The following is a 20,447-nucleotide window of genomic DNA, read 5'->3' as shown; positions in this document are numbered from 1 at the left end:
TGACGCATTCGTCACCCCGGCCCCGTGGAAACGTCGTTCGGCGATGTATGTCGGCCGTCGCTCAGCGGCTTGCCAGCAAACCTTGCATAACCCCAACCTCGCCGTCATGGTCACGGCATGGGTATGATCGTCAACATCATTTCGGTTCTGGTCGGTCTCGCCGCCTTGCCGGTGGCGCTCGTCGGGCTGGTGCCGTTCTTCGGACTCGCCAATTATCTCGCGATCCCGATCGCCGTGGTGGGCGCGGCGCTTGGCATGCTTTCCGGGCACAAGACCGGGCGGAATTTCAACATCTTCGTGCTGATCGTCGCGGTGATCCGGCTGATGCTGGGCGGCGGTTTGCTTTGACGCCAGACGGCAGAAGGGCCCGGCGTTCGCACGCCGGGTCCTTCCGTCTAACCGTCGACCGGCGTTAGCGGCAGACGACGTTGCCGCGATCGACCGACTGGCCGAGCAGCGCACCCGCGCCGCCGCCGATCAGCGTCCCGAGCAGACGCGAACCGCCGCCCGCGATCGTATTGCCGAGCGCGCCACCGGCGAGACCGCCGACGATCAGCCCGGTCGTGCCGTCGCCACGACGGCAGTAATAGCGGTTGTCGCGACCGCGATAGATCCGGTCGTTGCGCGTCAGGCGGCGCGGCTGGTAATATTGGCCGTCGCGATAGTAATTCTCGGCGTAATAGGCGCGCTGGCCGTTCTCGTACCGGTTGTAGTCATAGTTGCGATACTGGCGCCAGTCGCGGTTGCGGTCGCGCTGGGCATCGCGCACGTCGCGGCGATAATCCTGGCGCGCATCGCGGACATCGTCGCGCGAGTCGGCGTTGCGGATGTCATGGCGATAGTCCTGGCGTGCATCGCGGACGTCCTGGCGATATTCGCGATTGGGGTTGTCCTGGGCGACTGCCGGAATCGCGGTCAGCGCGGACGCTGCGATGGCCGCCGCCAGAATGAACGTACGCATTGGGATGAGCTCCTTAAACCAAATCCATATTGTGGATCAGGATAGAGAACTCATCCCCGGCACCGAAAGTTGCGTGAACGGAAAACTACCTACCGTTCACGCAAGGGTCAGCAAAATCAGGCGTTAAGCGAATGGGTTAATGTAATTTCAGCATTAAGCACCTTCGAGATCGGGCAGTTCGCCTTGGCGCCTGCCGCGATCTCTTCGAACTTTGCCGGATCGATCCCGTCGATCGTCGCCTTGAGGTCGAGGGCCGACTTGGTGATGGTGAAGCCGTCGCCATCCTTGTCGAGCGTGACCTTGGCGGTCGTCTCGAGCTTGCCCTCGGTAAAACCGGCGCCTGCGAGCGCGAAGCTGAGCGCCATCGTGAAGCAGCTCGCATGCGCGGCGGCGATCAGTTCCTCGGGGTTGGTGCCGGCACCATCCTCGAAGCGGCTGTTGAAGCCATATTGCGTATCCGAAAGAACGCCCGACTGGGTCGAGACATGGCCCTTGCCGGCTTTGCCGAGGCCGTCATAGGTGGCCGATCCGCTGCGTGTGGTCATCGTCATTCTCCTCGAGGGCACAAAAAAGCGCGGGCCCGTCAAGGCCCGCGCTGGATATAGGGTGCTGAACGGACAGCTGTTAGTTGCAGCGACGATCCGCCGTGCTGGCGCGATCGATCGCGCGGCCACCGAACGCGCCGGCGACACCACCGAGTACCGTGCCGAGCGTCTTGTCACCATGGCCGGCGATCGAGTTGCCCAGCAGCGCGCCCCCGACGCCACCGACCAGCAGACCGGTCGTCCCGTCCGAGTGGCGGCAATACCGGCGGCCATCGCGGCCCTGATAGACGCGCGGCGAATAGTGACGGTAATGCTCGCGCGCGCCGGCTTCGGCGGTCGGGAAGGCCATGGTGGCGGGAATGACGAGCGAAGCGGCGCTGAGCGCCATCAGGAAAGTGCGCATTGAATTACTCCCAGTTACAGTCTTGCCTTGGATTACTTCCGAAGCAGTAACAGTCCGTAATTACGCGCAGTTGCATGAACGTGAAACAACATCGCGTTCAGCTTGGTGCAGGGTTGCGCAGGGCTAGGCGAGACCTTGCGCTGGCCTTGCGACGCTGGTCCCGAAACCCCCCGTCACCCCGGCGCAGGCATGGCCTCCGCGAACCCACAGCTGTTCTCCCGCGAAAGCGGGAGTCCAGGAGTCGCGAGAATTGTAAGCCGTTGTCATGCGTGGCCCTGGATTCCCGCTTTCGCGGGAAAACAGCAAACGAAGGGTCGTAAACCGCCGTTCGCAGAGGTTTCGCGCGAGCCGGGGCCGGCACGGTAACCGCGCACATCGCGCCAACTTGGCGACCCGGGGCTGACGGCTTGGGGTACCCTAGCGCGCGAGCAAGTCCCGAGCGCGCGCGCAGTCCGCGTCCATTTGCGTGGTCAGCGCCTCGAGCGAGTCGAAACGCGCCTCGGGTCGCAGATAGTCGATCAACGCCACCTCCAGCGGCTGCCCGTACAGGTCGCCCGAAAAATCGAAGAAGAACGGTTCGAGCAGTTCCTTCGGCGGATCGAAGCTCGGGCGGATCCCGAGGTTCGCCGCGCCGTCGAGCACGCGCCCGTCGGTCAGCGTCCCGCGCACCGCGTAGATCCCGTAGGCCGGGCGCACATACCCGCCCATGTCGAGATTGGCGGTCGGATAGCCGATCGTGCGCCCCAGCTTGTCGCCATGCTGGACCAGCCCCGCGATCGCGAACGGGCGCGTCAGCAGCCGCGCCGCGCCGCGCGGGTCGCCCTCCTGCAGCAGTTCGCGCACCCGGCTCGACGATACGGTCGCGCCGTCGAGCGCCACCGGGGCTACGGTATCGACCGAGAAACCGCGCGCCGCGCCGAACGCCGCGAGCATCGCGACCGACCCGCTGCGCGCCTTGCCGAAGGTGAAGTCCTCGCCGGTCACCACACCGGCGATGCTGAGCGCCGCGATCAGCCGCTGTTCGACGAACGCCTCCGCCCCGAGCGCGGCGAGCGCGGTATCGAAGCGGAACACGACCATCGCATCCGCACCCGCCTCGGCAAACAGCCGCTGGCGCTGGTCGAGCGTGGTCAGGCGGAACGGCGCGCTGTCGGGGACGAAATGGCGGATCGGGTGCGGATCGAACGTGCCCACGAGCGCCGGGCGGCCCTCCGCGCGCGCGCGCGCCACGGCACGGCCGACCACGGCCTGATGCCCCAGGTGAAATCCATCGAAATTGCCGAGCGCGATGATCCCGCCGCGCAAGCGCTCCGGAACCGCCGAGCTGCCGTCGAGCCGCTCCATGCGACCGGCCTATACGGGCGCGGACGCGGCTGCGCTAGGCGGCTTTGTCGGGGATGATCCCGGCACGCAGGACGCGCAGGACATTCCCGCCCATCACCTTGGCGATGTCGGCGTCGCTGAAGCCGCGATCGATCAACGCCTGGGTGATCGCGACGACCTGGCCGGAATCGAACCCGGTCGTCACCGCGCCATCGAAATCGGAGCCGAGCCCGACATGGTCGACCCCGACCAGGTCGCGGACATGGGCAATCGCCGCTGCGGCCGCGTCCGGGCGGGTCGAGCAGATCGCGGCATCCCAATAGCCGATCCCCACCAGGCCGCCGGTCCGGGCGACCCCCCTGATTTCGGCGTCGGTCAGGTTGCGGTTGACCTTGCACGTCGCCTGCACGCCGCCGTGGCTCGCCACCACCGGGCGGCGTGCCATGGCCAGCACGTCGGCGATCGTGGCATGGCTCGCATGCGCGATGTCGACGACCATGCCGAGGTGCTCCATCCGCCGCACCGCCTGCCGGCCGAGCGGCGTCAGCCCGCCCTTCGCTTCCCCATGCATCGAGCCCGCGACGTCATTGTCGAAGAAATGGGCGAGCCCCGCCATGCGGAACCCCGCGCGGTACAACAGGTCGAGATTCGCCAGCTTGCCCTCGAGATCCTGCAGCCCTTCGATCGAGAGCATCGCGCCCACGACCTTCGCGCCTTCCGCGCGGTCCGCGAGCAGGCGGTCGAGTTGCGCCGCCGACTGGATCACCCGCAACCGGCCGTCGGAAGCGGCCGCGTAGCGGTCGAGCTTCTGCGCATGCCATAGCGAGCGTTGCAGCAGCGACCCCCAGGTGCGGGGCGGTTGCAGATCGGCGATGGCCAGCGCGGTGATGTTGTCGGTGTCGGATCGATTGGAATCGTAATTCTGGTTCGCCGGAGTCTTGGTCACCGACGAAAACACCTGCAGCGCGTAATTTCCCTTGAGCAACCGCGGTAGGTCCACCTGTCCCCGAGACGCCGGCGCGAGCAGGCTGCGCTGCCACAGCAGCGTGTCGGCATGCATGTCAGCGACCTGCAGGCGCGCATGCAAGGCCTGGGCGCGGGGCGTGATCCGCAGCGCGACCGGCTCGACCACGTTCATGCCGCGCTCGACCATGCCGGGTGCCAGGACGAAGAACAGCAACGCGCCAAGCATGGCGACGGCCAGCACCGCCCACAGGATCTTGCGCATCATCGCCACTCTCCGCCCTGCCGGACGTGCTCTGGCATCGACGTGCCGGTCCGGTCAGGCCGCCGGTATGCGGGGCAGGGCGCGGCGCGGCAAGCCCGGGGGCGATCAGTCCCTGGTCAGCGTGACGAAGCTGTGGGCGGGGCGAGTCCCGGCTGCGGCATGGTCCTCCCGGGCGATCTCGCGCCAGCCGGTAAAGGGCGGGACGACTGCATCGCCCGCCGGTACCGCATGTACCTCGGTCAGTTCGATCCGGCGGGCATGCGGCGCGAACAGCGCGAACACCTCCGCCCCGCCGATCACCATGATTTCGCCGTCACCCGCACGGGCCAGTGCGGCATCCATCCCGTGGACCACTTCCGCGCCGGTGGCGCTCCACGCCGGGTCGCGGGTCAGCACGATGTGGCGACGACCGGGCAAGGGAGCCGGGAAACTGTCGAAGGTCTTGCGGCCCATGATCATCGGCTTGCCCATGGTCAGCGCCTTGAATCGCTTGAGGTCGGCGGGAAGATGCCAGGGCAGCGCGCCCGCGTTGCCGATGACGCCGTTGTCGGCCCGCGCGAGGATGAGCGTGATCATGGCTCCGCCATAGCCGCTGACGCGGCGTGCGGTCGATCCCTTCTCGCGGCGGTGCGTCCTGCCGTCCGGTAACGAACGCTCAGCGCACCACCAGTCGCGTGTACAGGTGCCAGGTGGCATAGCCCAGCCAGGGCAGCACCACCGCCAGCCCGATCGCCGCCGGGATCATCCCCAGCAGCATCAGGCCCGCGACTCGCATGCCCCAGCCAAGCATCTCCCGCGGATTCTCGCGCGCCGCCCGAATCGACGTGCGCAGCGCGGTCGCGGCGTCGACCGGCTGGTCGACCACCATCGGGAAAGACACCGCCGCGAGCACCAGCGTGGCCACCGCGAACCCCGCCCCGGCGAGGTTGCCGAGCACGATCAGTTCCCATCCCTCGGTCGTGGTGAAGAGCCGTCCGAAGACGTCGCCGACCTGCATCGGCTGCGTCGCGCCGAGGGTCGCCTGATACAGCGCATAAGCGACCACCAGCCAACCGATGAACAGGATCGCGATCCCGGACGTCAGCATCGCCAGCGGGGTCCGGCTGCGTCCGTTGAGCGGATCGAGGAAATGCCACCAGCTCGAGTCGCGCCCTTCCTCGCGGCGGCGGGCGAGCTCGTAGAAGCCCGACGCCACGGCCGGCCCGGCGATCGACAGTCCGGCAACGAGCGGGAACAGCAGCGGCAGCAGCGGCGCATTGGACGCCAGCAGCACGGCCAGGAAACACACGATCGGATACAACAGGCCGAGAAAGATCAGATCGCCGCGCTTTTCGGTGAAATCGCGCCAGCCTTCGGCCAGGGCCCAGTTGAGGTCGTGCGTGCTGATCCGCCGGATCTCCGGCAGGTCAGGGGCTGCGGCGGACGGATGTGCGGGGGTGGCATTCCACGTCGTGGGCATGGCAGGATCCTCTCGTGTGTAGCGGCTTTCCTTCTTTTCTGTTGGAGCATTGTACGCCTGTTCAGGCGCGCAAACAAATCGGAGAATGGGTGGTCAGGCGAAGGGGCCGTTCAGTCGCACGATCGCCCGGTTGAGCAGGGCGGCGAAGCTGACCCACAGGAAGTAGGGGACGATCAGCAGGGCGGCGAAAGGGGAAATCGGCGCCAGGCCGACCAGCAGGGCAAGGAGCGAACCCCACAGGAAAACCACCTCGACCAGCGCCCAGTCGGGACGCCTGAGCGCGAAGAACAACGGGCTCCACAGGAAATGGAACAGCGCGTTGACCGCAAACAGGATGACGACGTGCGTCCGCGCGGTGGCGTCCGGCGCCGCGGTCCAGGCAATCGCGGCGGACCAGGCCGCCAGGCCCAGCAGGATCGTCCAGGCCGGCCCGAACAGCCAGTTCGGTGGCTGCCACGACGGCTTGCGGAGCGCGCGATACCAGGAGCCGATCGGCGTTGCCAGACCGCCACCAATCAACAGGACGACGGCGCCGGCGCCAGAGACGTAAAGCGGGTTCATGCGGTACATCTGGTGCCATCGCGCGAGAATTGCCAGTGTCCACTTGTTCGGTGTCAAGCGCGTGGTACACTGACGCCATGCGAAGGCCGTTCCCTTTTTCGGCGATCGTCGGCCAGGACGATATGAAGCTGGCGCTGCTGCTCGCGGCGGTTGATCCGCGAATCGGCGGGGTGATGGTGTTCGGCGATCGCGGCACGGGCAAATCGACCGCGGTGCGGGCGCTGGCGGCGTTGCTGCCGCCGATGCCGGCCGCGCTGGCGGGCTTCCATGCCGAAGGCGCACCGGCACCGGAACCCAGGGCGCGCGTGCCGGTGCCCTTCATCGACCTGCCGCTCGGCGCCACCGAAGACCGCGTGGTCGGCGCGCTCGACCTGGAGCGGGCGCTGGGGGCCGGCGTTAAGGCGTTCGAGCCGGGGCTGCTCGCGCGGGCGAATGGCGGCTTCCTGTATATCGACGAAGTCAATCTGCTCGAGGATCATATCGTCGATCTGTTGCTCGACGTCGCGGCATCAGGCGAGAATGTCGTCGAACGCGAAGGCCTGTCGGTGCGGCATCCGGCGCGGTTCGTGCTGGTCGGCAGCGGAAACCCCGAGGAAGGCGAGCTTCGCCCGCAATTGCTCGATCGCTTCGGCCTGTCCGTCGACGTTCGCACGCCGCAGGACCTCGCCAGCCGGGTCGAGATCCTCAAGCGCTGCGATGCGTTCGAGCGGAACCCCGAGGCCTTTGCCGAGGCGTGGCAGGCGGCCGAGAAAAAGACGCTCAAGCGCATCGCGCGGGGCCGGGCGGGCGTGGCCGCGGTGGCGGTGCCCGAGCCGATGCTGGCGCGCGCGGCGACGCTGTGCATGGCGGTCGGCGCGGACGGATTGCGGGGCGAACTGACGCTGATGCGCGCGGCGCGCGCGCTCGCGGCGCTGGACGGCGTTGCGATGGTGACGGCGGACCATATCGCGCGGATTGCCCCGCTCGCGCTGCGGCACCGGTTGCGCCGGGGGGTGCTCGACGAAACCGGCTCGACCGTGCGGATCGAACGCGCGCTGGACGCCTTGGCGGCGGCGTGATCGGCATCCCGACGCCGCCGGAGGACGCGCTGCTGGCGGCACGCTTATGCGCCTGGGATCCGGTCGGACTGGGCGGCATGGTGCTGCACGGCGGCGGAGGCGAGGTGCGCGACGCCGTCGTTGCGACCCTGCACGCTGCGCTGGCGGAAGGGGCGCCGCTGCGACGGCTGCCGGTGCACGGGGACGACGCGGCGTTGCTCGGCGGGCTCGATCTCGCCGCGACGCTCGCCCTCGGGCGGCCGGTGCGACAGCACGGCGTGCTGGTCGGGGCGAGCGGGGGATTGGTCGTCGTGCCGATGGCCGAGCGAATGGCGGAGGCGACCGCGGCGCGGATCGCGTCGGTGCTGGATGCCCGCGCGGTGGACGGTACGCCGGTGCGCCTGGCGGTGGTCGCGTTGGACGACGGCGTCGACGAGGAGGCGACACCCCGCGCACTGGCGGAGCGACTGGCCTTCTGGACCGATCTTTCGGCGAACGACGCGACCCCTGCGGTTTCCGCGGCGGGGGACGCGGAGGGAAGGGCTCAAGGGGAGGAGGAACCCGCCGACCCGCTGACGATCCTTGTCGAGATCGCCATGGCGCTGGGTGTCGATTCCGCGCGCGCGACCTTGTTTGCGTTGCGTGCGGCGCGAGCCTCGGCGGCGCTGGCCGGGCGCGCGGCTATCCACGAGAGCGACCTGGTCCTGGCGGTGCGCCTGGTCCTGCTCCCGCGCGCGACACGCCTTCCGGCACCGCCTGCACCCGAAACGGCAGGAGACGCACCGCCCCCCGACGCGGGCGAAACGGGCGACGAAGACAAGGGCAGGGCGGATCCGCCCGAAGACGTGGTGCTGGCCGCGGCGCTCGCCACGCTTCCGCGCGACGTGCTCGACGGGCTCGCGACCCACGGGGGGCGGCGGAGCCCGAGTCGCACCCGTGGCGCAGGCGAGCGGCGGATGTCGGCGCAGCGCGGGCGCCCGCTCGGGTCGCGCGCCGGGGTGCCGCGCGGTGGCCTGCGCCTGAGCTTGATCGATACGATCCGCGCCGCCGCGCCGTGGCAGGCCCTGCGCGCGCGCGGGGACGGGCCGATCCGGATCCGGCGTGCCGATCTGCGCATCCGGCGGTTCGAAACGCGCGCGGAGACGCTGACGATCTTCGCGGTCGACGCCTCCGGCTCCGCCGCTGCGGCACGGCTGGCGGAGGCGAAGGGCGCGGTCGAGCTCTTGCTGGCGCAGGCCTATGTAAAGCGCGCGCAGGTCGCGCTCGTCGCGTTTCGCGGGACGGGGGCAACAGTCCTGCTGCCGCCCACGCGATCGCTGACGCGCGCGCGGCGTGCGTTGGCTGACCTGCCGGGGGGCGGGGGAACGCCGCTCGCCGCCGGGCTCGCCGCCGCGCGCGACCTCGCCGAGGCGGCGCGGGCGCGGGGTCGGACGCCCTTCCTCGTCGTCCTGACCGACGGTCGCGGCAATATCGCCGTCGACGGCACCGCCGTCCGCGAGCGGGCGGCGCGCGATGCCGAACAGGCGGCGCGGGCGATCGGCCAGGCGGGCATCGCCGCCGTGCTGGTCGACACCGCCCCGCGCCCGCGCCCCGAGGGGGCGCGGCTCGCCTTGGCGATGGGCGCGCGCTATCTGCCGCTGCCGCGCGCGGATGCCGCGGCGATGCACCGCGCGGTCGCCGCCGCACAGGCCGCATGAGCCGTGCGCGCTGGAGCGAGGAAGGCCGGGACTGGCCCAATCGCGCGTCCAGCCGCTTCGTCGACGCCGGGCGGGTCCGCTGGCACGTGCAGGTCATGGGGGCGGGGCCGGTCGTGCTGCTGGTCCACGGCACCGGCGCGGCGACGCATAGCTGGCGGGATCTCGCACCCTTGCTGGCACAGCGTTTCACGGTCGTCGCGCCCGATCTGCCGGGCCATGGCTTTACCACGGGTCGGCCGGCGGGGGGGCTGGCGATGCCCGCGCTGGCGCGCGCGCTGGGTGATCTGCTCGACGCGCTCGACGTCGCGCCGGATCTGGTCGTCGGCCATTCCGCGGGCGCGGCGATCGCGCTGCGGATGGTGCTCGACCGGCGGATCCGTCCGGCCGGGGTGGTGGGCCTGAGCTCGGCGCTGATGCCGTTCCCGGGCCTTGCCGCGAAAGTCTTTCCGACTTTGGCCCGGATGCTCTTCGTCAATCCGTTCGCGCCGCATCTGGTGGCGGCGATGGCGCGGGGACCGGGCGATGCCGAACGGTTCCTCCGCCAGGCGACGGGATCGCGGATCGCAACCGACGGGGTCGCGCTGTACCGGGCGCTGTTTGCGACCTCGGATCAGGTCGCGGGCGCGATCACCATGATGGCGTCATGGGATCTCGAGGCATTCGCCCGGGACCTCCCGAAGGTCACCGTTCCGACCCTGCTGATCCACGGGGCAGCCGATAGGGCGATCCCGTCCGCATCGGTCCGGCAGGCGGCGGCACTGCTGCCGGACAGCCGGGTCGAGCTGCTGCCCGGGCTCGGGCATCTCGCGCATGAGGAGCGGCCGGCGGACATCGCCGGGCTGATCGGCCGGTTTGCGGAACATCTGGTGACGGGGTCGGAATGACCGCGCACCCCGGCCTGTTCGCGCTGCTCGACATGGCGAGTGTCGGCGTCCCCACGATCGGCCTGATCGTCTGGCAGCTCGTCTCGATCAACCGCGAGATCGCGCGGGACAAGACCGACCGACCGGAGCCGTCACCAGAACGCCCGGGGCATGCGATAGGGGAGCATCGACTGGACGACCGGTGAGCGGAATCGTCCGAGCGACAGGCTCTCGTGCACCGCGCGCACCGGTTCCCCGAACAGCTGCATGTCGAGCGCCGAGCGCGCATAGAAAGGCGCATCGATCCAGGTGCGCGCGACCCTTGGCGTGCTGCCCGCATCCGCGCGGGTCGCGCGCGGGACCAGCCACCGCGTCCGGGGCAGCGCGACGCGCGGCGGCGGCGCGACGTCATGCCAGCGCCCCTGCCGATCGACCCGCAGCGCCAGGTCGAACGGCGCACCGTTGCGCCGGCGGCCCTCGTACAGCACCGCGACGTCGTGCTTGAGATGCGCGCGCGCCCAATGCCAGTCGTCGAACCCCGTTTCGAGCGGCTCGTCCCCGAAGTTCGAATCGAAATACCCATCGCCGGTCCAGCGCATGTCGGGATGCACCATCTCCACCTCGACCCGCGCGCGCGGCGCGACCGGGTGCCAGCGATGACGCTGGTCGGGGTCGAGCGCAAAGGCGGTGGTGCCGATCATCTCGGGCCGCACCCGCACCGTCCCGCGCACCGGATAGGGCAAGGGCGCGGAGATTTCGGCGATGTCGATCACCAGCGTATCGCCGTCCCAGCTCAGGGCGCTGGGGCCCACCGCAAAATGGTCGGCATCCCGACGCACCCGTCCGGCGCCGCGTTCGGTCATCGCCCACGCACTGCCGCGCGGACCGCAGAGCGATACGTTGATCGCGCAGTGATTGTCCGGCCGCGCCCGCCCCGACAGCTTGTAATAGGGGGAGAAGACGCTGCCAATGAAGGCGATGATGGTCAGGCCGAAGCGGCCGTCCGCGCTGAAGGCGTCGACATACCACCAGGCATAGCCACCGGGTGCGACCGCGCCATCGAAGCGCGGTCCCTGAGCAGGCAATCGACGGCTAGCCGGGCGGACAAGGCCGCCATCGGCACGCCCGCGCCCGGATGGGTACTCCCTCCCGCGCAATAGAGCCCAGGGATCCGCGTCCGGCTGCCGGGGCGCCGGAAGGAGGCCGCCCACCCGTGCGAGGCCGGTCCATAAAGGGCTCCACCCGTCCGTGGGAACAGCGTGGCGAAGTCCGATGGCGTCGTCAGAACCGTGGCCTGCTCCGGCAGATCGAGCGTCAGGCCGGCGCGGCGCAGCGTTGCGTGCATCGACTGGGTACATGGGTCCGTCTCCGCTTGGGTGAAGGGGGTATCGCCGGTCGGCGGCGCGTTCACGATGATCTGCAGGCGCTCGGGCGCGGTGCAGCCCGCGCCGTCGGCGGCGTCGCGGTCCAGCGCGCAGACGTAGACACTGGGATCGCTCGCGAGTCGGCCGGCGGCGAGCGCGGCGAATTCCGCCGCGGGATCGCGCGAAAAGACCACATTGTGGCGGACGAGCGGAAAGCCCTGCGCGGTCCCGCGTGCACACCACACCATCGCCGAAAGCGACCGTCGTCCGGGCGGGACCGGCGAAACGGCGCGGCGCGCACGGTCGCCAAAGGCCCCGGCCGCGAGGGCTGCGGGATCGGCGTTGCACACCACGGCGGTCGCGGCGATCCGTTCGCCCGTCGCCAGCGCGACCCCGGCGGCGCGTCCGCGCTCGACCAGGATCTCGGACACGGCTGTGCCATAGCGGAACGTCGCCCCGTGGCGCGTGGCCAAGGCGGCGATGGCGCGTGCGAGCTGGTGCATGCCGCCGTCGACCAGCCACACGCCCGATGCCTCGACATGCGCGATCAGCATCAGCGTCGCCGGGCAGCGGAACGGCGACGACCCGCAATAGGTCGCATAGCGTCCGAACAGCTGCCGAAGCCGCGGGTCCTGAAAATGCTCGCCAAGCGCGTGCCACAGCGTTTCATAGGGCCGGATCCGGCTGAGATCGGCGAAACCGCGCCAGCCGAGCCGCCACGTCAGCCCGAGCGGGTTGGTCTGCGGTGCACGCAGGAAGGGACGATCGAGCGTCGTGAAGATGCGCTGCGCCTCGGTCCGGAACGCGCGATAGCCGGCCGCCGCACGGGCCCCGGCAAAGTCCCCGATCGCGGCTTCGCTCGCCGCCGGGTCGGCGAACAGATCGAGCCGGTCGTCCCCCCAGGCATGCCGCGCGAGGATCGTTGCGGGGGTCAGCGCGACATGCGCGTCGAGCGACGCGCCACACGCTTCGAACAGGGCGTCGAACACCGCGCGCATCGTGAACACGCTGGGGCCGGCGTCGATCGGAGTGTCATCCGCCATGACCTCGCGCATCTTTCCGCCCGGGGTCTGCGCCGCCTCGACCACCGTGACGTGCATTCCGCGCGCGGCGAGCAACGCGGCCGTGGCCAGCCCGCCGATACCGGCGCCGATCACCACGACCTGGTCCTGCGTTGCCATCGCGCGCCTTTCGGGACGTTGACCTTTACGGGCCGTTGTCCACATAAATGGACATATGGTTTCGTCCACATCGAACGACATGTCAAAGGGCTATATCGAACGGTTGCGTTTGTGCTGGACCGGGTGGCGGAACCGCGTCCTGGCCGCCCCGCGCTTTCAGCAGTTTGCGACGGATTTCTGGCTCACCCGGCCTGTTGCGCGCGCGCGGGCGCGCAGGACGTTCGATCTGGTCGCTGGGTTCGTTTATTCCCAGACCCTGACGGCCTGTCTCGAGACCGGACTGTTCGACGTGTTGGCCGACGGGCCGACGTCGATCGACCGCGTCGCGATGGCGTGTCGGCTAAGCCCGGACGGTGCGCTTTGCCTGTTGCGTGCCGGGGCGGCGCTGGGTCTGGTCGAGCGGATCGGGGATGTCTGGATGCTGGGCAGCACCGGCGCCGCGCTCCGGGGCAATCCGGGCATTGCCGAAATGGTTGCGCATCACCGCCTGTTGTATGCCGATCTGGCGGACCCTGTCGCGCTGCTGCGGCGCGACGGCGGGGGCGGCGCACTGGCGCATTATTGGGCCTATGCCGAACATCCCGGGCAGGGCACTCCGGCCGACGTATCGGCCTATTCCCGGCTGATGGCCGAGTCGCAGCCGCTGGTGGCGCGTCAGATCCTGCGATCCTACCGGTTCTCGCGTCATCGCCGGATGCTCGACGTCGGGGGTGGCGAGGGGCGCTTCCTCGAGTCGGTCGGCGCGCGCGTGCCCGGGCTCGATCTCGCGCTGTTCGACCTGCCTGCGGTGGGCGCGCAGGCGCTGACCCGGCTCGCGGCGGCCGGTCTCGCCGGGCGGACGGCGATTCATGGCGGGGACTTTCTGGTCGATCCGCTACCGCGCGGCTATGACCTGATCACGCTGGTCCGCGTGCTGCATGACCATGACGATATCGCCGCGTCGGCGCTGTTGCGCGCGATCCACGCGGCCCTGCCGCCCGGAGGGCGCCTGCTGATCGCGGAACCGATGGCCGGAACGCGCGGGGCGGTACCTGCGGGCGACGCGTACTTCGGCCTCTATCTGCTTGCGATGGGGTCTGGACGTCCCCGTACGGCGCGGGAAATCCACGACATGCTCCACGTCGCCGGGTTCGAGGCGGTCCGCACCCTGGGATCGGCGCTGCCCCTGACGTGCCGAGTCATCGTGGCGCGCCGCTCGACCGCCGACATAAAAGATTGACAATATAAAGTGTCCAACTAGACTTACACTCGAAGCAGACCCGGATCGGGCTGTCGTACGGGAGAAGCGCGGTGGAAACACTGGCAGTGGTATTGGAGGCGCCCCAGCGGCTGGTCCTTCGGCCGCTCGCGCTCAACGCCCCGGGGGCTGCCGATGTGCTGGTCGACATCGTGTGGAGCGGGATCAGTTCGGGAACCGAACGGCTGTTATGGTCGGGTACCATGCCGGTGTTCCCGGGCATGGGGTATCCGCTGGTGCCGGGCTACGAATCGGTCGGTCGGATCGTCGATGCGGGAGTCGAAGCGCGGGGGCGGATCGGCGAGTGGGTCTTCGTACCGGGAGCCAATTGTTACCGGGATGCGCGCGGCCTGTTTGGCGGCACGGCGCAGCGGGTGGTGCTGCCTTCGGCACGCGCGCTGCCGGTCGAAGAATCGCTCGGCGCGGACGGCATCCTGACAGCCTTGGCTGCGACCGCTTTCCATGCCGTGGCGGGGGGCGCGGCACCGGATCTGGTGATCGGTCACGGTGTCCTCGGTCGGCTGATCGCACGGATTGCGATCGCGTCGGGCGCGCCTGCGCCGATGGTATGGGAAACCAACCCGGACCGCCGTGACGGGGACGGCTATACCGTGATCGATCCGGCGGAGGATGACCGTCGCGACTATGCGACGATCTGCGACGCGAGCGGTGCCGCCGATATTCTGGACACCGCGATCGCGCGGCTCGGCAAGCGGGGCGAGATCGTCCTCGCCGGCTTCTACGACCGGCTGAGCTTCGGTTTCCCCCCGGCCTTCCAGCGCGAGGCGCGGGTCCGCATCGCGGCGGAATTTACGCCGGCCGATGTCGCGGCGACGCTCGGCCTGGTGGGCTCGGGCGCGTTGCGGCTCGACCGGCTGATCAGCCATGTGCGGCCCGCCGCAGCGGCGACCGACGCATATCCCGCGGCCTTCGTCGATCCGGCGTGCCGCAAGATGGTGCTCGACTGGAGGGCTGCATGACGATGCTCGATCCCGGACCGCTGCGGCACGAAGCCGAGCACGAACCGGACCCGGTCCCGACTGGCCCCATTACCAAGGAAACGCAGATCATCGCGATCTACGGCAAGGGCGGCAGCGGCAAGTCGTTCGCTTTGGCGAACCTCAGCTACATGATGGCGCAGCAGGGCAAGCGCGTGCTGCTGATCGGTTGCGACCCCAAGAGCGACACGACCTCGCTGCTGTTCGGCGGCAAATCGACTCCGACGATCATCGAGACCAGCTCGCGCAAGAAGCTCGCGGGTGAGGAGATCGGGATCGAGGACGTCTGCTTCCAGCGCGACGGGGTGTTCGCGATGGAATTGGGCGGGCCCGAGGTCGGTCGCGGGTGCGGCGGACGCGGGATCATCCACGGGTTCGAGACGCTCGAAAAACTCGGGTTCCACGAATGGGGCTTCGACTATGTCCTGCTCGATTTCCTGGGCGACGTGGTGTGCGGCGGCTTCGGCCTGCCGATCGCGCGGGACATGTGCCAGAAGGTGATCGTGGTCGCCTCGAACGACCTGCAATCGCTGTATGTCGCTAATAACGTCTGCAAGGCGGTAGACTATTTCCGCAAGATGGGCGGCAATGTCGGCGTCGCGGGGATGATCCTCAACAAGGACGACGGCACCGGCGAGGCGCAGGCGTTCGCTGCGGCGGTCGGCATCCCGGTGCTGACCGCGATCCCCGCGAACGAGGACATTCGCAAGAAAAGCGCGAATTACCAGATCATCGGCAAGCCCGGCGGGCAATGGGCGAGCCTGTTCGAGGAACTCGCGGTCAATGTGGCGGAAGCTCCGCCGCTGCGGCCGACGCCGCTCGACCAGGACGGGTTGCTCGGGCTGTTCTCGGCGGATGTGACGGGGGCGGATTACGCGCTGAAGCCTGCGAGCCAGGCGGACATGCGCGGGGTCGCTTATGTGACGAAGCCGACGCTCGAGGTGGTGTACGATGCCGTCTGAGGGCCGCGATCTTCTCAAGCCCCTCCCCTTCAGGGGAGGGGTTGGGGTGGGGACGTCAGACCGCGTCCGCGACGTGATTTCAAACGTCCCCACCCCCAACCCCTCCCCTGAAGGGGAGGGGCTTACGTGTTCGAACGGCACCACGCTCCGAGAAGCCGCAGAATTATCCGGAAAATCCGACATCCTCGCCCGCTACGACACCGACTACCCCAAGGGCCCGCACGACCAGCCCCAATCCATGTGCCCAGCCTTCGGCTCCCTCCGCGTCGGCCTGCGGATGCGCCGCACCGCCACGGTCCTCTCGGGCTCCGCCTGCTGCGTCTACGGCCTCACCTTCACGTCGCATTTCTACGGCGCGAAACGCAGCGTCGGCTACGTCCCCTTCTCGTCCGAGACGCTGGTGACGGGCAAATTGTTCGAGGACATTCGCGACGCGGTTCATCAACTCGCCGACCCCGCGCTGTACGACACGATCATCGTCACCAACCTCTGCGTCCCGACCGCGAGCGGCGTGCCGCTGCAATTGCTCCCCGACCAGATCAACGGGGTGCGGATCATCGGGATCGACGTCCCCGGCTTCGGCGTGCCGACGCATGCCGAGGCGAAGGACGTCCTTGCGGGTGCGATGCTCGCTTATGCGCGCAAGGAGGCCGAACAGGGCCCCGTCGCCGCGCCAAAGCAACGGCCGGACCGGCCGAGCGTGACTCTCCTCGGCGAGATGTTCCCGGCTGACCCGCCAGGAATCGGGCTGTTGCTCGAACCGCTGGGCTTGGCGGCCGGCCCGGTCGTGCCAACACGTGAATGGCGCGAACTGTATGCGGCGCTCGATTGCGCCGTGGTCGCCGCGATCCACCCCTTCTACACCGCGAGCGTCCGCGAATTCGAGGCGGCCGGGCGCACGGTCGTCGGGTCTGCCCCGGTCGGTGCCGAGGGGACGGCGGCGTGGCTCGACGCGATCGGCGCGGCCTGCGGGATCGCGCAGGACAAGGTCGATGCCGCGAAGAACCGCTTCCTCCCCGCGATCCGTGGCGCACTCGCGGCGCGGCCGATCGCCGGGCGGATAACCGTGTCGGGCTATGAAGGCTCCGAACTGCTCGTCGCGCGGCTACTGATCGAGAGCGGCGCGGACGTCCCCTATGTCGGCACCGCCTGCCCGCGCACGCCGTGGTCCGAACCCGACCGCGACTGGCTGGTCAGCCGCGGCGTCCGCGTCCAGTATCGCGCGAGCCTCGAGCAGGACATCGCCGCGGTCGACGCATTCGGCCCCGATCTCGCGATCGGCACCACGCCCGTGGTGCAGCACGCCAAGCAGAAGTCGATCCCGGCGCTCTATTTCACCAATCTCATCTCGGCGCGCCCGCTGATGGGGCCGGCGGGGGCGGGGAGCCTCGCGCTGGTGGTGAATGCGGCCCTCGCCAACCAGGCGCGCTTCGACAGGATGACCGCGTTCTTCGAGGGGGTGGGCACCGGCGCGACCGCTGGCGTGTGGGAAGACACGCCGGTCGAGCGGCCCGAATTCAAGGCGAAATACGCCGCAAAACGCATCGCCGCGGCGAAGGCCGAAGAAAGCGTGGGGTCATGAGCGGCCTTTCCCTCAGCCGTCACCCTGAACTCGTTTCAGGGTCCACCGCGCAACACCGGCAGACTGCCATCGTTGCGCGGTGGATGCTGAAACGAGTTCAGCATGACGGAGCATTTGGGGGGGAGGTCACGCCATGACCCTCATCCTCGATCACGACCGCGCCGGCGGTTACTGGGGCGCGGTCTATGCCTTCACCGCGATCAAGGGGCTGCAGGTCATCATCGACGGCCCGGTCGGCTGCGAGAACCTCCCCGTCACGTCGGTGCTGCACTATACCGACGCGCTCCCGCCGCACGAACTCCCGATCGTCGTGACCGGGCTCGGCGAGCAGGAACTCGGCCGCGACGGGACCGAAGGCGCGATGAAGCGCGCCTGGGCGACGCTCGACCCGGATCTCCCCGCGGTCGTGGTGACGGGCTCGATCGCCGAGATGATAGGCGGCGGCGTCACGCCCGAGGGCACCAATATCCAGCGCTTCCTGCCGCGCACGATCGACGAGGACCAGTGGCAGTCGGGCGACCGCGCGCTGACGTGGCTGTGGACTCAGTTCGGCCCGAAGAAAGTGCCCGCACCGCGTCCCCTCAAACCCGGTGAGCGCCCGCGCGTCAACATCATCGGCCCGATGTACGGCAGCTTCAACATGCCCTCCGATCTCGCCGAGATCCGCCGTCTGATCGAGGGGATCGGGGCCGAGGTCGGGATGGTCTTCCCGCTCGGCAGCCATCTCGCCGATGTCCGCAAGCTCGCCGACGCACAGGCCAATGTCTGCCTCTACCGCGAATTCGGGCGCGGGCTGTGCGAGATGCTCGAGCGCCCATATTTCCAGGCGCCGATCGGGCTGGAAAGCACCACGCTGTTCCTGCGCACGCTCGGGGAAATCCTCGGGCTCGATCCCGAACCGTTCATCGAACGCGAGAAGCACACGACGATCAAGCCTTTGTGGGACCTGTGGCGCTCGGTCACGCAGGATTTCTTCGGCACCGCGAGCTTCGGCATCGTCGCGACCGAAACCTATGCGCGCGGCATCCGCAATTTCCTCGAGACCGACATGGGGCTCCCCTGCCACTTCGCGTTCGCACGCACGGCCGGGGTCAAGCCCGACAATCAGGCGGTGCTCGATGCGATCCGCGGCAATCCGCCGCTGATCGTGTTCGGCAGTTTTAACGAGCGCATGTACATGGCCGAGACCGGCGCACGTGGCGTCTATATCCCCGCGAGCTTCCCCGGCGCGGTGATCCGGCGGCATACCGGCACGCCGTTCATGGGCTATGCCGGCGCGACCTATTTGATCCAGGAAGTGTGCAACGCGCTGTTCGACGCGCTTTTCCACATCCTCCCGCTCGCCGGGCAGCTCGACCAGGTCGAGGCGACCCCCGCGCGGATCGAGCGCGACGTCGCGTGGGACGACGATGCCAAGACCGCGCTCGACGCGGTGGTCGAGCGGGAGCCGGTGCTGGTGCGGATTTCCGCCGCCAAGCGGATCCGCGACGCCGCCGAACGCGGCGCGCGCCGTGCGGGCGAGGCCTCTGTCAGCGCACGTCGGCTCGCCGATGCGATCAGCGAAAGCCGCGGCGGGTGACCCCGCGCGCGCCCGATCTTTCCGCCCCCGCGCGGACACCCGATCCTCACGGCGCGACGCCGCGCGGATGTAGCCGGGGAGCGCATCCCACGCTCCTGTTGGTCGTCACGATGGAGACCGAGCAATGAGCGACAAGAGAGACGAAAGATTTGGGCCAGGAACCTATCTGACCCCCGAGGAGGCCAAGGAGTTCCACAAGATCTTCATGACCAGCTTCGCCCTGTTCACCGCGATCGCGATCGTCGCGCACATCCTGGTGTGGATGTGGAAGCCGTGGATTCATTGATCGCCCGACCTTGAAGAGGAGACCCACGTCATGTGGAGAATTTGGCTGATATTCGATCCGCGACGCACGCTCGTCGCGCTGTTCGCGTTCCTGTTCGTGCTGGCCTTGTTGATTCACTTCATCCTGCTCAGCACGGATCGGTACAATTGGCTCGACGGCCCGCGCCATGCGCCCGTCGCGGCCAGCGCGGCGGCGGCACCGCCCGCCCAGTGACAGGCGTATCCTTGGCGCGACGGGGACGCGACAGCCGTTCCCCGTCGCCCTCAAGGCAGGAGATCGTGCACCCGCGATAAGGCCGCATGCGACCTTCGTCGGGAGGAGGGAGTCGTCATGGCGTTGCTGAGTTTCGAACGGAAATACCGCGTGCGCGGTGGCACGCTGCTTGGCGGGGATCTTTTCGATTTCTGGGTCGGTCCGTTTTACGTCGGCTTTTTCGGAGTCACGACCGCCCTGTTCTCGGCGCTCGGCACCGGCCTGATCGTCTATGCCGCGTCGCTCGGACCGACCTGGAACATCTGGCTGATCAGCATCGCGCCGCCCGACCTGTCCTATGGCCTGTCGCTTGCGCCGCTCCGCGAAGGTGGGTTCTGGCAGATCATCACCATCTGCGCGGTCGGGGCGTTCGTGTCCTGGGCGCTGCGCGAGGTCGAGATCTGTCGCAAGCTCGGGATCGGCTATCACGTGCCCGTAGCATTCGGGGTGGCGATCTTCGCCTATGTCTCGCTGGTGGTGATCCGCCCGTGGCTGCTCGGCGCGTGGGGCTTCGGCTTTCCGTACGGGATTTTCAGCCATCTCGATTGGGTGTCGAACACCGGCTACCAATATCTCCATTTCCATTACAATCCCGCGCACATGCTCGCGGTGAGCTTCTTCTTCACCACGACGCTCGCGCTTGCCTTGCACGGCGGGCTGGTGCTCTCGGCGGTCAATCCCCCGAAGAACCCGGACGGGACGCAGGGCGAGGTCAAGTCGCCCGAATATGAGGACGCCTTCTTCCGCGACACGATCGGCTATTCGATCGGAACGCTCGGCATCCACCGGCTCGGGCTGTTCCTCGCGCTGAGTGCGGGGTTCTGGAGCGCGATCTGCATCATCATTTCGGGCCCGCTGTGGACTCGCGGCTGGCCCGAATGGTGGAGCTGGTGGCTCAACCTGCCGATCTGGTCGTGAAGGGGGAAAGA

General features: G+C 68.7%; 23 protein-coding genes. 13 read left to right on the top strand and 10 right to left on the bottom strand.

The window, feature by feature from the left end; genetic code table 11:
• Positions 1-117: 117 nt before the first annotated feature.
• Entirely contained in the window at positions 118-348 is a 231-nt protein-coding gene (locus L8G49_RS13245) for a hypothetical protein (protein WP_242138580.1), read from the top strand.
• A 64-nt stretch (positions 349-412) separates the two neighbouring features.
• On the opposite strand, the gene L8G49_RS13240 is transcribed toward L8G49_RS13245, so the two are convergent.
• The 8 genes from L8G49_RS13240 to L8G49_RS13205 form a co-directional block, all read right to left on the bottom strand.
• Complete coding sequence (locus L8G49_RS13240; protein WP_242138581.1) at positions 413-961, bottom strand: glycine zipper 2TM domain-containing protein; 549 nt, start codon at positions 959-961, stop codon at positions 413-415.
• 116 nt (positions 962-1,077) lie between these two features.
• Positions 1,078-1,506 (bottom strand): OsmC family protein, encoded by a 429-nt coding sequence (locus L8G49_RS13235; protein WP_277923280.1) that lies wholly within the window; start codon positions 1,504-1,506, stop codon positions 1,078-1,080.
• A gap of 79 nt (positions 1,507-1,585) precedes the next feature.
• On the bottom strand, positions 1,586-1,909 hold the full coding sequence (locus tag L8G49_RS13230) for a glycine zipper 2TM domain-containing protein (RefSeq protein WP_242138583.1): 324 nt from the start codon (positions 1,907-1,909) through the stop codon (positions 1,586-1,588).
• Between the two features lie 417 nt (positions 1,910-2,326).
• On the bottom strand, positions 2,327-3,253 hold the full coding sequence (locus L8G49_RS13225) for a bifunctional riboflavin kinase/FAD synthetase (protein ID WP_242186290.1): 927 nt from the start codon (positions 3,251-3,253) through the stop codon (positions 2,327-2,329).
• Positions 3,254-3,287: 34 nt separating this feature from the next.
• Entirely contained in the window at positions 3,288-4,463 is a 1,176-nt protein-coding gene (locus tag L8G49_RS13220) for a dipeptidase (RefSeq protein ID WP_242186289.1), read from the bottom strand.
• A gap of 102 nt (positions 4,464-4,565) precedes the next feature.
• Entirely contained in the window at positions 4,566-5,036 is a 471-nt protein-coding gene (locus L8G49_RS13215) for a dihydrofolate reductase (RefSeq protein WP_242186288.1), read from the bottom strand.
• A gap of 79 nt (positions 5,037-5,115) precedes the next feature.
• Positions 5,116-5,919, bottom strand: coding sequence for a DUF2189 domain-containing protein (locus L8G49_RS13210; RefSeq protein ID WP_242186287.1), 804 nt, complete (start codon positions 5,917-5,919; stop codon positions 5,116-5,118).
• Positions 5,920-6,012: 93 nt separating this feature from the next.
• Complete coding sequence (locus L8G49_RS13205; RefSeq protein ID WP_242138588.1) at positions 6,013-6,480, bottom strand: TspO/MBR family protein; 468 nt, start codon at positions 6,478-6,480, stop codon at positions 6,013-6,015.
• A 77-nt stretch (positions 6,481-6,557) separates the two neighbouring features.
• On the opposite strand from L8G49_RS13205, the gene L8G49_RS13200 reads away from it, so the two are divergent.
• Genes L8G49_RS13200 through L8G49_RS13185 form a run of 4 tightly spaced genes read left to right on the top strand, consistent with a single transcriptional unit; the run spans position 6,558 to position 10,283 of the window.
• Positions 6,558-7,538: an ATP-binding protein gene (locus L8G49_RS13200; RefSeq protein ID WP_242138589.1), complete on the top strand. Its 981-nt coding sequence runs from the start codon at positions 6,558-6,560 to the stop codon at positions 7,536-7,538.
• The gene (locus tag L8G49_RS13195) at positions 7,535-9,214 is read left to right on the top strand and encodes a magnesium chelatase subunit D (RefSeq protein ID WP_242186286.1); all 1,680 of its coding nucleotides are present in this window, start codon (positions 7,535-7,537) and stop codon (positions 9,212-9,214) included. Before L8G49_RS13200 ends, L8G49_RS13195 begins: the two co-directional genes overlap by 4 nt.
• A complete protein-coding gene (gene bchO / locus L8G49_RS13190; protein ID WP_242186285.1) occupies positions 9,211-10,098 on the top strand; it encodes an alpha/beta fold hydrolase BchO in 888 nt (295 codons plus the stop codon). Before L8G49_RS13195 ends, bchO begins: the two co-directional genes overlap by 4 nt.
• Positions 10,095-10,283 carry a hypothetical protein gene (locus L8G49_RS13185; RefSeq protein WP_242186283.1) on the top strand — a complete coding sequence of 63 codons (189 nt, stop codon included), beginning with the start codon at positions 10,095-10,097 and terminating at the stop codon, positions 10,281-10,283. The genes bchO and L8G49_RS13185 overlap by 4 nt, the downstream gene beginning before the upstream one ends.
• Here the strand turns inward: L8G49_RS13185 and L8G49_RS13180 are convergent.
• Together L8G49_RS13180 and crtD are read right to left on the bottom strand one after the other, a co-directional pair.
• A complete protein-coding gene (locus tag L8G49_RS13180) occupies positions 10,230-11,162 on the bottom strand; it encodes a hydratase (RefSeq protein WP_347272066.1) in 933 nt (310 codons plus the stop codon). The two genes, L8G49_RS13185 and L8G49_RS13180, sit on opposite strands and share 54 nt — an antisense overlap.
• On the bottom strand, positions 11,063-12,622 hold the full coding sequence (gene crtD / locus L8G49_RS13175; RefSeq protein WP_242186282.1) for a 1-hydroxycarotenoid 3,4-desaturase CrtD: 1,560 nt from the start codon (positions 12,620-12,622) through the stop codon (positions 11,063-11,065). The genes L8G49_RS13180 and crtD overlap by 100 nt, the downstream gene beginning before the upstream one ends.
• 55 nt (positions 12,623-12,677) lie before the next feature.
• Between crtD and L8G49_RS13170 the strand changes: the two genes are divergently transcribed.
• From L8G49_RS13170 to pufL, 8 genes are all read left to right on the top strand, one after another.
• A complete protein-coding gene (locus tag L8G49_RS13170) occupies positions 12,678-13,841 on the top strand; it encodes an acetylserotonin O-methyltransferase (protein WP_242186281.1) in 1,164 nt (387 codons plus the stop codon).
• A 71-nt stretch (positions 13,842-13,912) separates the two neighbouring features.
• Positions 13,913-14,839, top strand: a complete 927-nt coding sequence (bchC, locus tag L8G49_RS13165; protein WP_242138594.1) for a chlorophyll synthesis pathway protein BchC — start codon at positions 13,913-13,915, stop codon at positions 14,837-14,839.
• Positions 14,836-15,819: a chlorophyllide a reductase iron protein subunit X gene (locus tag L8G49_RS13160; RefSeq protein ID WP_242186280.1), complete on the top strand. Its 984-nt coding sequence runs from the start codon at positions 14,836-14,838 to the stop codon at positions 15,817-15,819. Before bchC ends, L8G49_RS13160 begins: the two co-directional genes overlap by 4 nt.
• Positions 15,809-17,401, top strand: coding sequence for a chlorophyllide a reductase subunit Y (bchY, locus tag L8G49_RS13155; RefSeq protein ID WP_277923264.1), 1,593 nt, complete (start codon positions 15,809-15,811; stop codon positions 17,399-17,401). The genes L8G49_RS13160 and bchY overlap by 11 nt, the downstream gene beginning before the upstream one ends.
• Positions 17,402-17,534: 133 nt before the next feature.
• Positions 17,535-18,980 (top strand): chlorophyllide a reductase subunit Z, encoded by a 1,446-nt coding sequence (gene bchZ / locus L8G49_RS13150; protein ID WP_242186279.1) that lies wholly within the window; start codon positions 17,535-17,537, stop codon positions 18,978-18,980.
• Positions 18,981-19,104: 124 nt separating this feature from the next.
• Positions 19,105-19,266, top strand: coding sequence for a light-harvesting antenna LH1, beta subunit (pufB, locus tag L8G49_RS13145; RefSeq protein ID WP_242138598.1), 162 nt, complete (start codon positions 19,105-19,107; stop codon positions 19,264-19,266).
• A gap of 30 nt (positions 19,267-19,296) precedes the next feature.
• Positions 19,297-19,479: a light-harvesting antenna LH1, alpha subunit gene (gene pufA / locus L8G49_RS13140; RefSeq protein ID WP_242138599.1), complete on the top strand. Its 183-nt coding sequence runs from the start codon at positions 19,297-19,299 to the stop codon at positions 19,477-19,479.
• A 117-nt stretch (positions 19,480-19,596) separates the two neighbouring features.
• The gene (gene pufL, locus L8G49_RS13135) at positions 19,597-20,436 is read left to right on the top strand and encodes a photosynthetic reaction center subunit L (RefSeq protein WP_242186278.1); all 840 of its coding nucleotides are present in this window, start codon (positions 19,597-19,599) and stop codon (positions 20,434-20,436) included.
• Positions 20,437-20,447: the final 11 nt, after the last annotated feature.

Source organism: Sphingomonas sp. CARO-RG-8B-R24-01 (genome assembly GCF_022662295.1).
Lineage (GTDB): Bacteria > Pseudomonadota > Alphaproteobacteria > Sphingomonadales > Sphingomonadaceae > Sphingomonas.
The sequence above is the reverse complement of the archived record's forward strand: the minus strand, read 5'-3'. Positions and strand labels throughout refer to the sequence as shown.